Annotated in this window: 10 protein-coding genes; 4 read left to right on the top strand and 6 right to left on the bottom strand. The window is 58.7% G+C overall.

The genetic code is table 11. The features are described from left to right. Window positions 1-150 precede the first annotated feature (150 nt). A complete protein-coding gene (locus J3P93_RS05240; RefSeq protein WP_093098461.1) occupies window positions 151-1191 on the top strand; it encodes an NADP(H)-dependent aldo-keto reductase in 1041 nt (346 codons plus the stop codon). 107 nt (window positions 1192-1298) lie between these two features. Here the strand turns inward: J3P93_RS05240 and J3P93_RS05235 are convergent, their stop codons facing one another. After that, entirely contained in the window at window positions 1299-2435 is a 1137-nt protein-coding gene (locus tag J3P93_RS05235) for an acyl-CoA dehydrogenase family protein (protein ID WP_434595634.1), read from the bottom strand. A 250-nt stretch (window positions 2436-2685) separates the two neighbouring features. Here J3P93_RS05235 and J3P93_RS05230 point away from each other — a divergent pair, with 250 nt between their 5' ends. Then, a complete protein-coding gene (locus J3P93_RS05230) occupies window positions 2686-3582 on the top strand; it encodes a GlxA family transcriptional regulator (RefSeq protein WP_172833317.1) in 897 nt (298 codons plus the stop codon). 196 nt (window positions 3583-3778) lie between these two features. Here the strand turns inward: J3P93_RS05230 and zapE are convergent, their stop codons facing one another. From zapE to J3P93_RS05215, 3 genes are all read right to left on the bottom strand, one after another. Further along, window positions 3779-4873: a cell division protein ZapE gene (gene zapE, locus J3P93_RS05225; RefSeq protein ID WP_090286153.1), complete on the bottom strand. Its 1095-nt coding sequence runs from the start codon at window positions 4871-4873 to the stop codon at window positions 3779-3781. A gap of 90 nt (window positions 4874-4963) precedes the next feature. Then, entirely contained in the window at window positions 4964-6319 is a 1356-nt protein-coding gene (locus tag J3P93_RS05220; RefSeq protein ID WP_434595631.1) for a tryptophan--tRNA ligase, read from the bottom strand. Between the two features lie 24 nt (window positions 6320-6343). Continuing rightward, on the bottom strand, window positions 6344-6973 hold the full coding sequence (locus tag J3P93_RS05215) for an alpha/beta hydrolase (RefSeq protein WP_434595629.1): 630 nt from the start codon (window positions 6971-6973) through the stop codon (window positions 6344-6346). 144 nt (window positions 6974-7117) lie between these two features. Here J3P93_RS05215 and J3P93_RS05210 point away from each other — a divergent pair, with 144 nt between their 5' ends. Next, the gene (locus J3P93_RS05210; RefSeq protein WP_016773251.1) at window positions 7118-7552 is read left to right on the top strand and encodes a YhcB family protein; all 435 of its coding nucleotides are present in this window, start codon (window positions 7118-7120) and stop codon (window positions 7550-7552) included. Between the two features lie 227 nt (window positions 7553-7779). Here J3P93_RS05210 and J3P93_RS05205 read toward each other — a convergent pair whose 3' ends face one another. Continuing rightward, a complete protein-coding gene (locus tag J3P93_RS05205; protein WP_434595627.1) occupies window positions 7780-8511 on the bottom strand; it encodes an OmpA family protein in 732 nt (243 codons plus the stop codon). Between the two features lie 117 nt (window positions 8512-8628). After that, the gene (locus J3P93_RS05200) at window positions 8629-9273 is read right to left on the bottom strand and encodes an MBL fold metallo-hydrolase (RefSeq protein ID WP_434595625.1); all 645 of its coding nucleotides are present in this window, start codon (window positions 9271-9273) and stop codon (window positions 8629-8631) included. 201 nt (window positions 9274-9474) lie between these two features. Between J3P93_RS05200 and J3P93_RS05195 the strand changes: the two genes are divergently transcribed. Continuing rightward, window positions 9475-15057, top strand: a complete 5583-nt coding sequence (locus J3P93_RS05195; RefSeq protein ID WP_434595623.1) for a matrixin family metalloprotease — start codon at window positions 9475-9477, stop codon at window positions 15055-15057. Window positions 15058-15139: the final 82 nt, after the last annotated feature.

Genomic DNA, 15139 nt, shown 5'->3' with positions numbered 1-15139 from the left:
TTTCGGGGGCTCGGGTCGGCGCGTCCGTTCAACGGCAAGATTCTTCGGCGGCGGCGCATCACTTCCACTGCAGAAAGAGGTCGGCAATTATGCAGATTGCGAAAAATATTTCAACCTGCTTTTATGATTGTTTTGCCCAAGGAGCACCCGATGGACTATCGCCAGCTAGGCCGTACCGACCTGAACGTGAGTGCAATCTGCCTCGGCACCATGACCTGGGGCGAGCAGAACACTGAAGCTGAAGCCTTCGCCCAGATCGAACGCGCCAAAGAGGCCGGGATCAATTTCCTCGACACCGCCGAGATGTACCCGGTGCCGCCGAAAGCCGAAACCTACGCCACCACCGAGCGCTACATCGGCAATTACTTCAAGAGTCGCGGCGACCGCGCCGACTGGATCCTCGCCAGCAAGATCGCCGGCCCGGGCAACACCATCGACTACATTCGCGACAAAAACCTGCGCCACAACCGCCAGCACATCACTGAAGCGCTGGACGGCAGCCTCAAGCGCCTGCAGACCGACTACATCGATCTGTATCAACTGCACTGGCCGGAACGCAGCACCAACTTTTTCGGACAGCTGGGCTACAAGCACAAGACCGAAGCCAACCTGACGCCGCTGGAAGACACCCTCGAAGCCCTCGATGAGCAAGTGAAAGCCGGCAAGATCCGCCACATCGGCCTGTCCAACGAAACGCCATGGGGCACCATGCGCTTTCTGGCCTTGGCCGAAGCCCGTGGCTGGCCGCGTGCGGTGTCGATCCAGAACCCGTACAACCTGCTCAACCGCAGCTTTGAAGTGGGTCTGGCGGAAATCGCCATCCGCGAACAATGCGGCCTGCTCGCCTATTCGCCGCTGGCGTTCGGCTTCCTCTCGGGCAAGTACGAGGGCGGCGCCCGTCCGGCGAAAGGTCGCCTGAGCCTCTACAGCCGCTTCAGCCGCTATTTCAACCCGCAGTCAGAGGCAGCGTGCAGCCGTTACGTCGCCCTGGCCCGTGAGCACGGCCTGGATCCGGCGCAGATGGCCCTGGCGTTCGTCAATCAGCAAACATTCGTCACCAGCAACATCATTGGCGCGACAACGCTCGAGCAACTGGACAGCAACATTGCCAGTTTCGATCTGAAACTTTCCGATGAAGTGCTGGCCGGGATCGAGGCGATTCACAAGGATCATCCGAATCCTGCCCCTTGACTGATTCATAGACCCAATCGCGAGCAGGCTCACTCCTACAGGGGGAACGCATTCCAAAATGTAGGAGTGAGCCTGCTCGCGATAGCGGTCTGTCAGTCGCGCGAGGGTCAGAGCGACCGCGCAATGATCTCTTTCATGATTTCATTGGTGCCGGCATAGATCCGCTGCACTCGCGCATCCGCCCAGGCCCGGGCCACCGGGTATTCCCACATGAAACCGTATCCTCCGTGTAACTGCACGCATTCGTCGAGCACCTTGCACTGCAGATCGGTGCCCCAGTATTTGGCCATCGCCGCCGTCGGCACGTCGAGCTGGCCCTGCAGATGCAACTCCAGACAGCGGTCAACAAACACTCGGCCGATCTGGATTTCCGTGGCCATCTCGGCCAGCTTGAAGCGGGTATTCTGGAAATCGGCAATCGCCTTGCCGAACGCCTTGCGATCGCGGGTGTAGTCGAGTGTCCACTGCAACGCCGCTTCGGCCGAGGCGAGGCCTCCAATCGCCACGGTCAGACGCTCCTGCGGCAATTCCTGCATCAGATAAGCGAACCCTGCCCCGGCCTGCCCCAGCAGATTTTCCTTCGGCACGCGTACGTCCTGGAAGAACAACTCCGACGTGTCCTGCGCCTTCATGCCAACCTTTTCCAGACGCTTGCCCTTCTCGAAGCCCGGGGTGTTCGCCTCCACCAGAAACAGACTGGTGCCCTTGGCGCCGGCCTTGGGATCGGTCTTGGCAACCACAATCACCAGGTCCGCGAGAAAGCCGTTGGTGATGAAGGTTTTCGAGCCGTTGATCACGTACTCGTCGCCGTCCAGCACCGCCGTGGTTTTCACCCCTTGCAGATCGGAGCCTGCACCCGGCTCGGTCATGGCGATCGCCGTAACCATCTCGCCAGAAACCAGTTTCGGCAGGTATTTGTGCTTCAGCGCTTCACTGCCGTAATGCAGGATATAGGGCGCGACGATGTCCGAATGCAGGGAAAAACCAATTCCGGTCAAACCCAGTCGCCCGACCTCTTCGATGACTACCGCGCTGTAGAGAAAGTCCGCGCCCAACCCGCCGTATTCCTCCGGCAGGTGCGAGCAGAGCATCCCCGCCTCCCCTGCCTTGTTCCACAGCTGGCGATCGATGTGGCCTTGTTTTTCCCATTGCGCGTGGAACGGTACGGCTTCTTTTTCGAGGAAGGTTCGTACGCTGTCGCGGAACAATTCGTGCTCTGCGCTGAACAAGGTTCTGGGGATCATGCGGCACCTGTCTTTCTTGTTGGAGGGATACGTCCTTCAGAGACTATGCGCCGCCAGCGTCACGGGACACTGGACACATCCGACAAAAAATAAGACGATCCAGCCGTCTGGTGACCACTTTCCCTTATAAAAACAAAACAAAAGTTGAATTATGTCCAAGCACGTCTCCACGCCCTTGCGGCGCGTCAGCATCCTGGCAATCGACCGGGTTTTCGCTTCCACCCTCATGCAAGCCAAGGATTTCTTCCATCTGGCCAGCCTGCGGTATGGCAAACAACTGGGCCAGGGCCTGACACCGGCGTTCGAAACGCGTCTGGTCAGCCCCGACGGCAAACCGGTGAACAGTTTCAGTGACGTGGTGATGCCGGTCGATGGCGGCCTGGAAAACGCCGATGTGATTATCCTTCCGGCGTTCTGGGATGACTTCGACACGCTGTGCAGCCGTTACCCGCAAGTCCTGCCGTGGCTGCGTGAGCAACACGCCCGTGGCGCAGTGTTATGCGGCGAAGCGACCGGGGTGTTCTGGCTGGCAGAAGCGGGCTTGCTCAACGGCAAGGAAGCAACCACCTACTGGCGCTTTTTCAATGCCTTCGCCGAGCGGTTTCCCAAGGTCTATCTGAATCAGGACAAGCATCTGACCGATGCCGACAACCTGTATTGCGCCGGCGGCACTACGTCAGCCTGCGACTTGTACATTTATCTGATCGAGCGCTTTTGCGGCGCCAACGTGGCGCAAGCCGTGGCCCGCGACATTCTTTACGAAGTGCAGCGCAGCTATTCGCCGGGACGCATCGGTTTCGGCGGGCAGAAGCTGCATCAGGACGTGATCATTCTGCAGATCCAGCACTGGCTCGAAGAGCATTTCGCCGACAAGTTCCGCTTCGAGGATGTGGCGCGCGAGCACGGCATGAGCATCCGCAACTTCATGCGCCGCTTCCAGACCGCCACCGGCGACAAGCCGCTGCACTACCTGCAACGCCTGCGTATCGAAACCGCCAAGGGCTTGCTGTCAGGCAGCCGCAAGAGCATCAAGACCATCAGCTATGAGGTCGGTTACGACGACGCGAGCTTCTTTGCGCGGCTGTTCCGCCAGCACACCGAATTGTCGCCGAACCAGTATCGGCAGCAATTTCAGCAGGCTGCATAAGCCCCCGAAGCAAATACAAAACCTGTGGGAGCTGGCTTGCCAGCGATAGCGGCTTGTCAGAGAAAGAAATATCACCTGACACGACGCCATCGCTGGCAAGCCAGCTCCCACAGGGATTGAAGTGCGTTCGGGTTTTTCTTCAGCGCATCAAAAAGGGCCTGCAATCGCAGGCCCTTTTTCGTTGCCGAGACTCCGCTTAAGGCTTGTGCGCCCGCGACAGAAACTCGTGGGATTGCATCTCGAGCAGACGGCTCAGCGTACGCTGGAATTCGAAGGTCAGGCGGCCGCCGGTATACAGATCCTTCAGCTCGACTTCGGCCGAAATGATCAGCTTCACGTTCCGGTCGTAGAACTCGTCGACCATGTTGATGAAGCGTCGGGCGATGTCGTCGGTGGTGACGCTCATCTGCTCGACACCGCTGAGCAACACAGCGTGGAAGATCTTGCCCAGCTCAATGTAATCGTTCTGGCTGCGCGGGCCGTCGCACAGTTCGCGGAAGTCGAACCAGGCCACGTCGTCGCAAGTGCGCAAGGCACGGATTTCGCGGTTTTCGATGATCAGCACATCGTTCTCCACCGCGGCGGTGCACTCCGGCGTCAGCGCCTTGAAGCTCTTGCGCAGGCTTTCGTGAGCGGCCTCGTCGAGCGGATAGTGGAACAGCTCGGCTTGTTCGAGGTGACGCAGACGGTAGTCGACTCCGCTGTCGACGTTGACGATCTCGGTGTTCTGCTTGATCAGCGCAATCGCCGGCAGAAAACGCGCACGTTGCAGACCGTCTTTGTACAGACCGTCCGGGACGATGTTCGAGGTCGCAACCAGGGTCACGCCATTCTTGAACAACTCTTCCATCAGCGTGCCGAGGATCATCGCGTCGGTAATATCGGAGACGAAGAACTCATCGAAGCAGATCACCCGCGACTCGGTCGCGAAGCGCTTGGCGATGATGGTCAGCGGGTTTTTCTCGCCGCCGAGGGTTTTCATTTCTTCGTGCACGCGCTTCATGAAACGGTGGAAGTGGGTGCGGGTCTTTTCCTTGAACGGCAGCGCTTCGAAGAAGGTGTCGACCAGGTAAGTCTTGCCGCGACCTACGCCGCCCCAGAAGTACAGGCCCTTGACCGGCGTTTGATCCTTTTTGCCAAACAGCTTGCCGAGAAAGCCCGGCTTGTTCTGGTCAGCGGCAATCAAGTCGTCGTACAGACGCTGCAAATGACGCACAGCCGTTTCCTGCGCAGCGTCATGGAAGAAGTCCGGGCGTTTCAGATCTGCTTGATATCGTTCTAGGGGCGTCATAATTCGTTAGCAAGGCAACAAAAACGGGCCGTCACTGTAGCGACGGCCCGCAGGAATGGCAATCGGCCCTTGGTCGGGCCGTGCCGCCGATCAGTCCTGAGCCGGAGTCAGCGCGACGCGCAAAGCTTCGATGGCCGCGTCCCGCGCAGCCGCGTCGGCGAACGCCGGGCTGTCGCCGACGCATTCGCCTTGCAGCCAGACGCTGAAGCTCAAGTCATCGTTGCGCACGTCCAGCGGCTCGCCGGACTGCAACTGCTTGGTCACCTGCCCGGCGGTTTTGCCATCGGCGAAGTTGCGCGACAACAGCAATTGCTCACCATCGGCCGCCAGCAGACGGAAACGGAAGCTGCCGTCGTCTTCGCGGAAGCTGACGAAGCGCGCGGCTTTGGCGGCTTTCTTCTTGGTGGTGGCGGCGACCTGCACCTGGTTGACGAACGAACGCAGGCCCACCGCTTCACGCAGTTCATTGAGGAACGGCGTGGCCACGGCACGGGCCTTTTTCGCGCCGATCTGCAGGATGTCTTCCAGATCCGCCGGGCGTTCGATCAACTGGTGATACTTGTCGCGCGCTTCGCCGAGTTGGTTGTCGAGCAACTGGAACAGACGGTTCTTCGCCTCGCCCCAACCCAGACCGCCAAGCAGTTCGCTGCGGAATTCGTCAGCCTGTGCCGGTGTAGCGAACGCCGTGTACAGGGTGAACAGGTGCGAGTTGTCCGGATCCTTGGCTTCGCCCGGGGCCTTGGAATCGGTGACGATCCGCGAGATCGCGTCCTTCATTTCCTTGGCGCTGGAGAACAACGGGATGGTGTTGTCGTAGCTCTTCGACATTTTGCGACCGTCGAGGCCTGGCAGGGTCGCCACGCTTTCTTCGATCAGCGCTTCAGGCATGGTGAAGAACTCTTTGCCCTGGCCGAACAGATGGTTGAAACGCTGGCCGATATCCCGGGCCATTTCCACGTGCTGGATCTGGTCGCGACCGACCGGCACCTTGTGCGCGTTGAACATCAGAATGTCTGCGGCCATCAGCACCGGGTAGCTGTAGAGGCCCATGGTGATACCGGCATCCGGGTCTTCACCGGTCTCGACGTTCTTGTCCACCGAGGCCTTGTAGGCGTGCGCACGGTTGAGCAGGCCCTTGGCGGCAACGCAAGTCAGCAGCCAGGTCAGCTCGGGGATTTCCGGGATGTCGGACTGACGGTAAAAGGTCACGCGGTCGACATCCAGGCCACCGGCCAGCCAGGTCGCGGCGATTTCCAGACGCGAGCGCTGGATGCGCAGCGGGTCATCGCATTTGATCAGGGCGTGGTAGTCAGCCAGGAAGTAGAACGAATCGGCATTGCTGTCGCGGCTGGCGAGGATCGCCGGGCGGATCGCACCGGCGTAGTTGCCCAGATGCGGCGTGCCGGTGGTGGTGATGCCAGTGAGGATGCGGGTACGGTTGGTCATGGGTAATCGCTTGTCAGACTGCAATCAATTCGAGAGACGCGGCAGGATCAGATCCTTGAGATCGGTCAGCTTGCCGTGAAAAAAGTGCCCGCATTCTGCCACTTTCAGCAGCTCATGGGGGCGCTGGAGTTGTTCCGACCATTGGTAAACCAGCTGCGGATCGATGACCTCATCGGTTTCCGGCTGGATCACGGTCAGTTCGCCGCGCTGCGGCAGTTGATCCTGCTCGCCGAGGCGCATCACCGCTGGAGCGACCATGAACAGATGCTTGAGCTGCACGCCATCGGCTTCGAGACGGCCACCGAGACTTGCTGCAACAAATCCGCCGAAGGAAAAACCGAACAGGGTCAGTGGCAAGTCCGGGTGTTTTTCCCGCAGCCAGGCAGCGGCGGCCTGGGCGTCATCGACTTCACCGGTACCCATGTCGTGCGTGCCTTCGCTGGCGCCAACGCCGCGATAGTTGAAGCGCAAGGTGATCAGACCCGCATCGCGCGCGGTACGCTGCAGCGTCGAGACGACCTTGTTGAGCATGGTGCCACCCTGCACCGGGTTCGGATGGCAGATCAGCGCGATGCCGCGCGGCTGCTCGTTGTCCAGGTAAAGACTTTCCAGTTGACCCACCGGGCCGGCAATTACTACAGGGGTTTCACGCATCAGCAAGGGAGGAACTCCGTGACCTCGAATCGGGTCGACTCGTCTAGCAAATTGTCTGTGCCGATCTATTGCGAGTGAATCGCGGTATACAGCGCAGGTTCGAGCCGTTAACGTAAAGCAAAGCCGTTTATAGAGGAAGGACTCGTGGAACACTCGCTCTTAGTTTGGTTGTTACCGACTCTTGCCCTGGTTGTGGGTGTCGCCATTGGATTCCTGATCGCGCGCGTTGCGCCGAACGCCGCACCGAGCCGTACGCAGCGTCAACTGGATGATATCCAGGAGCGTTTCGACAGTTATCAAAACGAGGTGGTCACCCACTTCAACAGCACCGCGATGCTGGTCAAGAAGCTCACTCAGAGCTATCAGGAAGTGCAGGATCATCTTGCCGAGGGCGCCAATCGTCTGGCCCTCGACGAACAGACCCGCCAGCGCCTGATCGCCGCCCTGCATGCCGACGCCGCGCAAGCACCGCGCGAACGCCTGACGCCACCGCGCGATCAGGAACCGCCGCGTGATTATGCGCCGAAGAGCCCAAACTCGCCGGGCATGCTCGACGAGCATTACGGTTTGAAGAAGTAATCAGCCTTCGCTGATAAAAAAGCCCCCGGAAAAGTGTATTGTCCGGGGGCTTTTTTGTATCCGATGATTTTGTGGTGCCCATTTAATAGCCATCGCGAGCAGGCTCACTCCTACATTTTGAAATGCATGCCCCTGTAGGAGTGAGCCTGCTCGCGATGGGGCCATAATTGCCAACACAAAAAAATGCCCGGTCACAAGACCGGGCATTTCTTCATTCAGGCATTCGCTTACGGATACTGCTGCACCGTACCCGGCTGCTGCTGACCACCATACTGCTGACCCGGAATCGCCTTCAGGTTGACCTCAACCCGGCGGTTCTGCGCGCGGCCATTGACGTCACCGTTGCTGGCAATCGGATTATCCGGACCGGCGCCACGGGCCGACAGGTTGGCACCGCTGACACCTTGCGACGTCAGGTAGGTCGCCACGCTCTGCGCACGACGTTGGGACAGGTCCATGTTGTGCTGGCGGCTGCCGGTGCTGTCGGTGTAGCCAACGATTTCGATCTGGTTCTGGTTGAACTCTTTCAACGAATTGGCCAGGTTGTTCAACGGCTGGTAGAAGCTCGAAGCGATGTTCGCCGAATCGGTCGCGAAGGTAATGTTGCCCGGCATGATCAGCTTGATCTGATCGCCCTGACGCTGCACTTCGACACCGGTGTTGGCCATGCTCGCGCGCAGCTTCTTTTCCTGCTGGTCGGCGTAGTAACCGTAACCGGCAGCCGAGGCACCGACGACGGCGGCGCCGATCAACGCGCCCTTACCACGGTTATCGTGACCGATCGCGGCACCGGCGAGCGCGCCGGCCAAGGCACCGAGGCCACCGTATTTGGCGGTTTTGCTCATGCCTTGCGAGCCACCGTCGGCCTGCCCCTGATTGTCATACGGATTGGGCGAGGCGCAGCCGGACAGCAAGGCCACGGCAGTAGCGACAATAATCAAACGACGCGTGGTGAACATGGAGAGCTCCTACATTTTTTGCATTCTATGGTGCAGCGGCCATCGATGAATGGACCCGTGCGGGCGTTGGATCATGACAATGCCTAAAAATTCCGCCCGGCACCCGTGACAAAAAATTCAGGCACGCACAAACGGGTTCTCACGCATCTCGTCGCCCAGGCGAGTGTCCGGCCCATGGCCGGTCACCACGGTTGCGTCCTCGTCCAGCGTATACAGCCGCTGCTTGATCGAACGCACGATGGTCGCCTGATCGCCGCCCCACAAATCCGTGCGCCCTACCCCGCGACGAAACAGCGTGTCGCCGGCTATCAACAGCTTAGCCTCGGAAAACCAAAAGCTCATGGAGCCGGGCGTATGTCCCGGCGTGTGCAGTGCCACACCGCAACCGCAAGCCAGTTCTTCGTCATCGCTCAACCAGCGATCCGGCGACGGCACCGGGGTGTACGGCACGCCGAACATCTGGCATTGCATTTCGAGGTTGTCCCAGAGGAACTGGTCTTCCTTGTGCAGATGCAGGGTCGCGCCGGTTTTTTCTTTCATCTGCCCGGAAGCGAGAAAGTGATCGAGATGTGCGTGGGTGTGGACGATGCTGACGACTTTCAGACCATGGGCATCAAGGCGCGCCATGATCAGGTCCGGGTTGCCGCCGGGGTCGACGACGATGGCTTTTTTGCTGATCGGGTCGCCGATGATCGTGCAATTGCACTGGAGCGGGCCGACGGGGAAGGTTTCGCGGATGAGCGCGGGTGCCGGAGCAGACATTGAATTCTCGACGTGCGGCTGGACAAGTTTACTCAGCATTCTACTTTACAAGCCGATAAAAACGTTGCTGGCCAGAAATTTGACGTCATACATCAGAAAGTAGTGGCTCAATGATGTCAAAGAGATGAATTCTGGTGCAAAATCGATTTCTTTTTGTAGCGGTCGCATTCAGGAAGGGCCGCATAGTCATCAGGAACCCACATGCCTACGCCCAAGACTTATTCCTTCAGCCTGCCATCCACGCTGACCGGTAACGCCATCGTCGACAGCCTCATTTCCGGTACGTATTGGGTGGGCGCTAACTGGACTCCAACCGGACCGACCAATCTGAGCTATAGCTTCATGGCTCCAGGCACCTCTTACTTTGTTATCGACTACAGCCCCGATAACGAATACAACGCCTTGTATGAACTCACAACCGGCCAAAAAAACGCTGTTACCAGTGCCTTGGGTGCGTGGAGCGCTGTTGCCAACATCAATTTCACCCTGACCACCGACACTATCAGCAACGTGGGTGACATGCGGTTTGGCGGCTATCGACTGATGGACGACAAAACCGCTGCCTGGGCTTACTTTCCCTCGAATACTCCGGTAGCCGGGGACGTCTGGATCGGCCCGCAAACCAATGATGCGAATCCTGGCAAGGGAAGCTACGACTACCTGACGTTCGTGCATGAGATCGGCCACGCGCTGGGTCTAAAACACCCTTTCGACACCAGCTCAACCAACAACACTCTGTTGGACCCGACGCTGGACGATGTTCACTTCACAGTGATGAGTTACAACAGCAACTATTCGTACCAGCCAACCACACCGATGGTCCTGGACATCATTGCGATCCAGAGTCTGTATGGCGCTAACATGGCGTGGCAGGCGGGCGACACCGTTTACAAGTGGGCGGCCAACCAGTCGATTTTCGAAACCATCTGGGATGGCGGTGGCAACGACACCATCGATGGCAGCAATCAGCTTGCGGCCGTCAGCATTAACCTCAATGAAGGCGCCTACAGTCAGATTGGCAAGGCGTTCGTCGATTACAACAACCTGACGGCTATCAATGACGGGTTGGCAATCGCTTATGGCGCAAAGATCGAGAACGCCACAGGCTCTGCGTTCAATGACATCCTGACCGGTAACGCGCTGAATAACACTCTTGATGGCGGCGCAGGCGCTGACACCATGTCCGGTGGTGATGGTGTGGACACCTACTACGTCGATAACGTCGGCGACCAGGTCATCGAAACCGACGCCTCACTGACTGCCCTCGACCGGGTGTTCTCGTCCATCGATTACACCCTCGGCGCCAACGTCGAGAACCTGATCCTGACCGGCAATGCCAACCTCAACGGCACCGGCAACGCCGTCAGCAACCGTATGACCGGCAACGACGGCGACAACACCCTTGATGGTGGCCTGGGTGCCGACACGCTGATCGGCGGCCTGGGCAATGACACTTACATCGTCGACAACATCGGCGACACCGTGACGGAAACCAGCACGCTGATCACTGAAATCGACACTGTGCGTTCGTCGCTGGACTGGACGCTGAGCGCCAATGTTGAAAACCTCGTGCTGACCGGCAACGCGGTCAACGGCAACGGCAACGCGCTGAACAACACCCTGACCGGTAATGCGGCTGCCAACACCCTGGATGGCGGCGCAGGCGCTGACACCATGATTGGTGGCGATGGCGTTGATACCTATTACGTCGACAATATCGGCGATGTCGTCATTGAGGCCGACGCTTCGCTGACCGCACTCGACCGCGTGTTCACCTCCATCGATTACACCCTCGGCACCAATGTCGAGAACCTGATCCTGATTGGCAACGCCGTCAACGGCACGGGCAACGAGCGCGATAACCGCATCACCGGCAACGCACTGGCCAACACCCTGAATGGTGGCCTCGGTGCCGATACCATGATCGGTGGCGACGGTGTCGATACCTACTACGTCGATAACGTCGGCGACCAGGTCATCGAAACCGACGCCTCACTGACTGCCCTCGACCGAGTGTTCTCGTCCATCGATTACACCCTCGGCGCCAACGTCGAGAACCTGATCCTGACCGGCAATGCCAACCTCAACGGCACCGGCAACGCCGTCAGCAACCGTATGACCGGCAACGACGGCGACAACACCCTTGATGGTGGTCTGGGTGCCGACACGCTGATCGGCGGCCTGGGCAATGACACTTACATCGTCGACAACATCGGCGACACCGTGACGGAAACCAGCACGCTGATCACTGAAATCGACACTGTGCGTTCGTCGCTGGACTGGACGCTGAGCGCCAATGTTGAAAACCTCGTGCTGACCGGCAACGCGGTCAACGGCAACGGCAACGCGCTGAACAACACCCTGACCGGTAATGCGGCTGCCAACACCCTGGATGGCGGCGCAGGCGCTGACACCATGATTGGTGGCGATGGCGTTGATACCTATTACGTCGACAATATCGGCGATGTCGTCATTGAGGCCGACGCTTCGCTGACCGCACTCGACCGCGTGTTCACCTCCATCGATTACACCCTCGGCACCAATGTCGAGAACCTGATCCTGATTGGCAACGCCGTCAACGGCACGGGCAACGAGCGCGATAACCGCATCACCGGCAACGCACTGGCCAACACCCTGAATGGTGGCCTCGGTGCCGATACCATGATCGGTGGCGACGGTGTCGATACCTACTACGTCGATAACGTCGGCGACCAGGTCATCGAAACCGACGCCTCACTGACTGCCCTCGACCGAGTGTTCTCGTCCATCGATTACACCCTCGGCGCCAACGTCGAGAACCTGATCCTGACCGGCAATGCCAACCTCAACGGCACCGGCAACGCCGTCAGCAACCGTATGACCGGCAACGACGGCGACAACACCCTTGATGGTGGTCTGGGTGCCGACACGCTGATCGGCGGCCTGGGCAATGACACTTACATCGTCGACAACATCGGCGACACCGTGACGGAAACCAGCACGCTGATCACTGAAATCGACACTGTGCGTTCGTCGCTGGACTGGACGCTGAGCGCCAATGTTGAAAACCTCGTGCTGACCGGCAACGCGGTCAACGGCAACGGCAACGCGCTGAACAACACCCTGACCGGTAATGCGGCTGCCAACACCCTGGATGGCGGCGCAGGCGCTGACACCATGATTGGTGGCGATGGCGTTGATACCTATTACGTCGACAATATCGGCGATGTCGTCATTGAGGCCGACGCTTCGCTGACCGCACTCGACCGCGTGTTCACCTCCATTGATTACACCCTCGGCACCAATGTCGAGAACCTGATCCTGATTGGCAACGCCGTCAACGGCACGGGCAACGAGCGCGATAACCGCATCACCGGCAACGCACTGGCCAACACCCTGAATGGTGGCCTCGGTGCCGATACCATGATCGGTGGCGACGGTGTCGATACCTACTACGTCGATAACGTCGGCGACCAGGTCATCGAAACCGACGCCTCACTGACTGCCCTCGACCGGGTGTTCTCGTCCATCGATTACACCCTCGGCGCCAACGTCGAGAACCTGATCCTGACCGGCAATGCCAACCTCAACGGCACCGGCAACGCCGTCAGCAACCGTATGACCGGCAACGACGGCGACAACACCCTTGATGGTGGTCTGGGTGCCGACACGCTGATCGGCGGCCTGGGCAATGACACTTACATCGTCGACAACATCGGCGACACCGTGACGGAAACCAGCACGCTGATCACTGAAATCGACACTGTGCGTTCGTCGCTGGACTGGACGCTGAGCGCCAATGTTGAAAACCTCGTGCTGACCGGCAACGCGGTCAACGGCAACGGCAACGCGCTGAACAACACCCTGACCGGTAATGCGGCGGCCAACACCCTGGATGGCGGCGCAGGCGCTGACACCATGATCGGTGGCGATGGCGTTGATACCTATTACGTCGACAACGTCGGTGACGTGGTCATCGAAACCGACGCATCGCTCACTGCACTTGACCGTGTGTTTTCGTCGATCGACTACGCTCTGACCAGCAACGTGGAGAATCTGATTCTCACCGGTATTGCCAACCTCAACGGCACCGGTAACGCCGTCAGCAACCGTATGACCGGCAACGACGGCGACAACGTCCTTGACGGCGGCGCAGGTATCGACACTCTGATCGGTGCCCTCGGCAACGACACCTATGTCGTCGACAACGCGGCTGACATCATCACCGAGACCAGCACTCTTGCCACCGAAATCGACACTGTTCGGGCCTCGGTTGACTGGACTCTGGGCACCAACCTGGAAAACCTGGTGCTGACTGGCAGCGCCATCAATGGCACCGGCAACAGCCTGAACAATGTACTTACGGGTAATAGCGCCAACAACACCCTGAATGGCGGAGCCGGTAACGATACCCTTGATGGAGGCCTCGGTGCTGACACCATGATCGGTGGCGATGGGGTCGACACTTTCTATGTCGACAACGTCGCTGATGTGGTAATTGAAACCGACGCCTCGCTGACAGCTCTCGATCGCGTGTTCTCTTCCATCGACTACACCCTCGGTGCCAACGTGGAGAACCTGATCCTGATCGGCAGCGCCAACCTCAACGGTACTGGCAACGCAGTCAACAACCGCATCACCGGCAACATCGGCAGTAACATTCTCGACGGTGGCCTGGGTGTTGACACGATGATCGGTGGTGCCGGCGATGACATCTATGTCGTAGATAACATCAACGACGTGGTGACCGAACAGGTGGGTGAAGGCCACGACCTGGTCCGAACCAGTTTCAGTTATACCCTTAGCGCCAACGTCGAAGACTTGACGATGACAGGCGATGACAATTCGACGCTGACCGGAAACGCCCTGGACAACGTGATCAGGGGTAATTCGGGCATTAACTATATCGACGGCGGACTCGGTGCCGACACGATGATCGGCGGCGATAGCTATGACATCTACTACGTCGACAACGTCAATGATGTCGTTGTTGAGCTCGCCAACGAGGGTGAGGACACCGTCTTTAGCAGTATCGACTACACGCTGGCAGACAACGTCGAATATGGCCAGATGATGGGTAACGCCAACCTGAGCCTGACCGGTAACGATCTGGATAACAACTTGCATGGCAACGACGGCAACAACATCCTCTCGGGCGGGCTTGGCGCTGACCACATGATTGGTGAGGGTGGCGACGATATCTACATCGTGGATAACGTCAATGACAGCGTGTTCGAATCCCCCTTCAATGGCGGTCATGATCTCGTCCAGAGCTTCGTCAATTACTCACTGGCTGAAAACGTCGAAGACGGCCAGTTGCTCGGCAATGCCGACCTGAGCCTGACCGGCAACAACCTTGATAACGTTCTGACCGGAAACTCCGCAAACAACGTACTCATGGGCTTGGGAGGTAGCGACAAGCTGTTCGGCGCTGAGGGCAATGACACACTCTATGGCGGTTGGGGTAACGCCACGTTGAACGGTGGGGCAGGAGCCGACTCCTTCGCATTCACCAACATCATCAACCTGGGCCTGGAGTTCGGCTCAGGCCCGTCGCACAACATCATTGCCGACTTCAACGCACTGGAAGGAGACAAGATCGACTTCTCCAGCTTTGATAGTGACCCGATGACGCTCGGTCTGCAGCACATGACGTTCATTGGCGCCGACGAATTCACCGGCTTCGGGCAATTGCGTTTCGTCGATAGCGTTTTGTCGGGGAACTTGAGCGCAAACAATGGAGGTTATTTCGAAGTACAGCTGCTAGGTGTCAATTCGCTCAATGCGAACGACGTAATCGTCTGACCCCCAGGCTGTCCGGGACAATCCAGACCGATCAATAAAAACACCCTGCCAAGACAGGGTGTTTTTGTTTGCATTCTCCGCT

The organism is Pseudomonas sp. R3-57 (assembly GCF_051132065.1).
In the GTDB taxonomy this organism is placed as follows: domain Bacteria; phylum Pseudomonadota; class Gammaproteobacteria; order Pseudomonadales; family Pseudomonadaceae; genus Aquipseudomonas.
This window is presented reverse-complemented; position numbering and strand designations above follow the sequence as displayed.

Excerpts from the sequence above, each read along its gene's own strand:
- J3P93_RS05200 (WP_434595625.1), bottom strand. The coding sequence starts at position 9,273 with ATGTCTGCTCCGGCACCCGCGCTCATCCGCGAAACCTTCCCCGTCGGC.
- J3P93_RS05215 (WP_434595629.1), bottom strand. The coding sequence starts at position 6,973 with ATGCGTGAAACCCCTGTAGTAATTGCCGGCCCGGTGGGTCAACTGGAA.
- J3P93_RS05205 (WP_434595627.1), bottom strand. The coding sequence starts at position 8,511 with ATGTTCACCACGCGTCGTTTGATTATTGTCGCTACTGCCGTGGCCTTG.
- J3P93_RS05220 (WP_434595631.1), bottom strand. The coding sequence starts at position 6,319 with ATGACCAACCGTACCCGCATCCTCACTGGCATCACCACCACCGGCACG.
- J3P93_RS05240 (WP_093098461.1), top strand. The coding sequence starts at position 151 with ATGGACTATCGCCAGCTAGGCCGTACCGACCTGAACGTGAGTGCAATC.
- zapE (WP_090286153.1), bottom strand. The coding sequence starts at position 4,873 with ATGACGCCCCTAGAACGATATCAAGCAGATCTGAAACGCCCGGACTTC.
- J3P93_RS05195 (WP_434595623.1), top strand. The coding sequence starts at position 9,475 with ATGCCTACGCCCAAGACTTATTCCTTCAGCCTGCCATCCACGCTGACC.
- J3P93_RS05235 (WP_434595634.1), bottom strand. The coding sequence starts at position 2,435 with ATGATCCCCAGAACCTTGTTCAGCGCAGAGCACGAATTGTTCCGCGAC.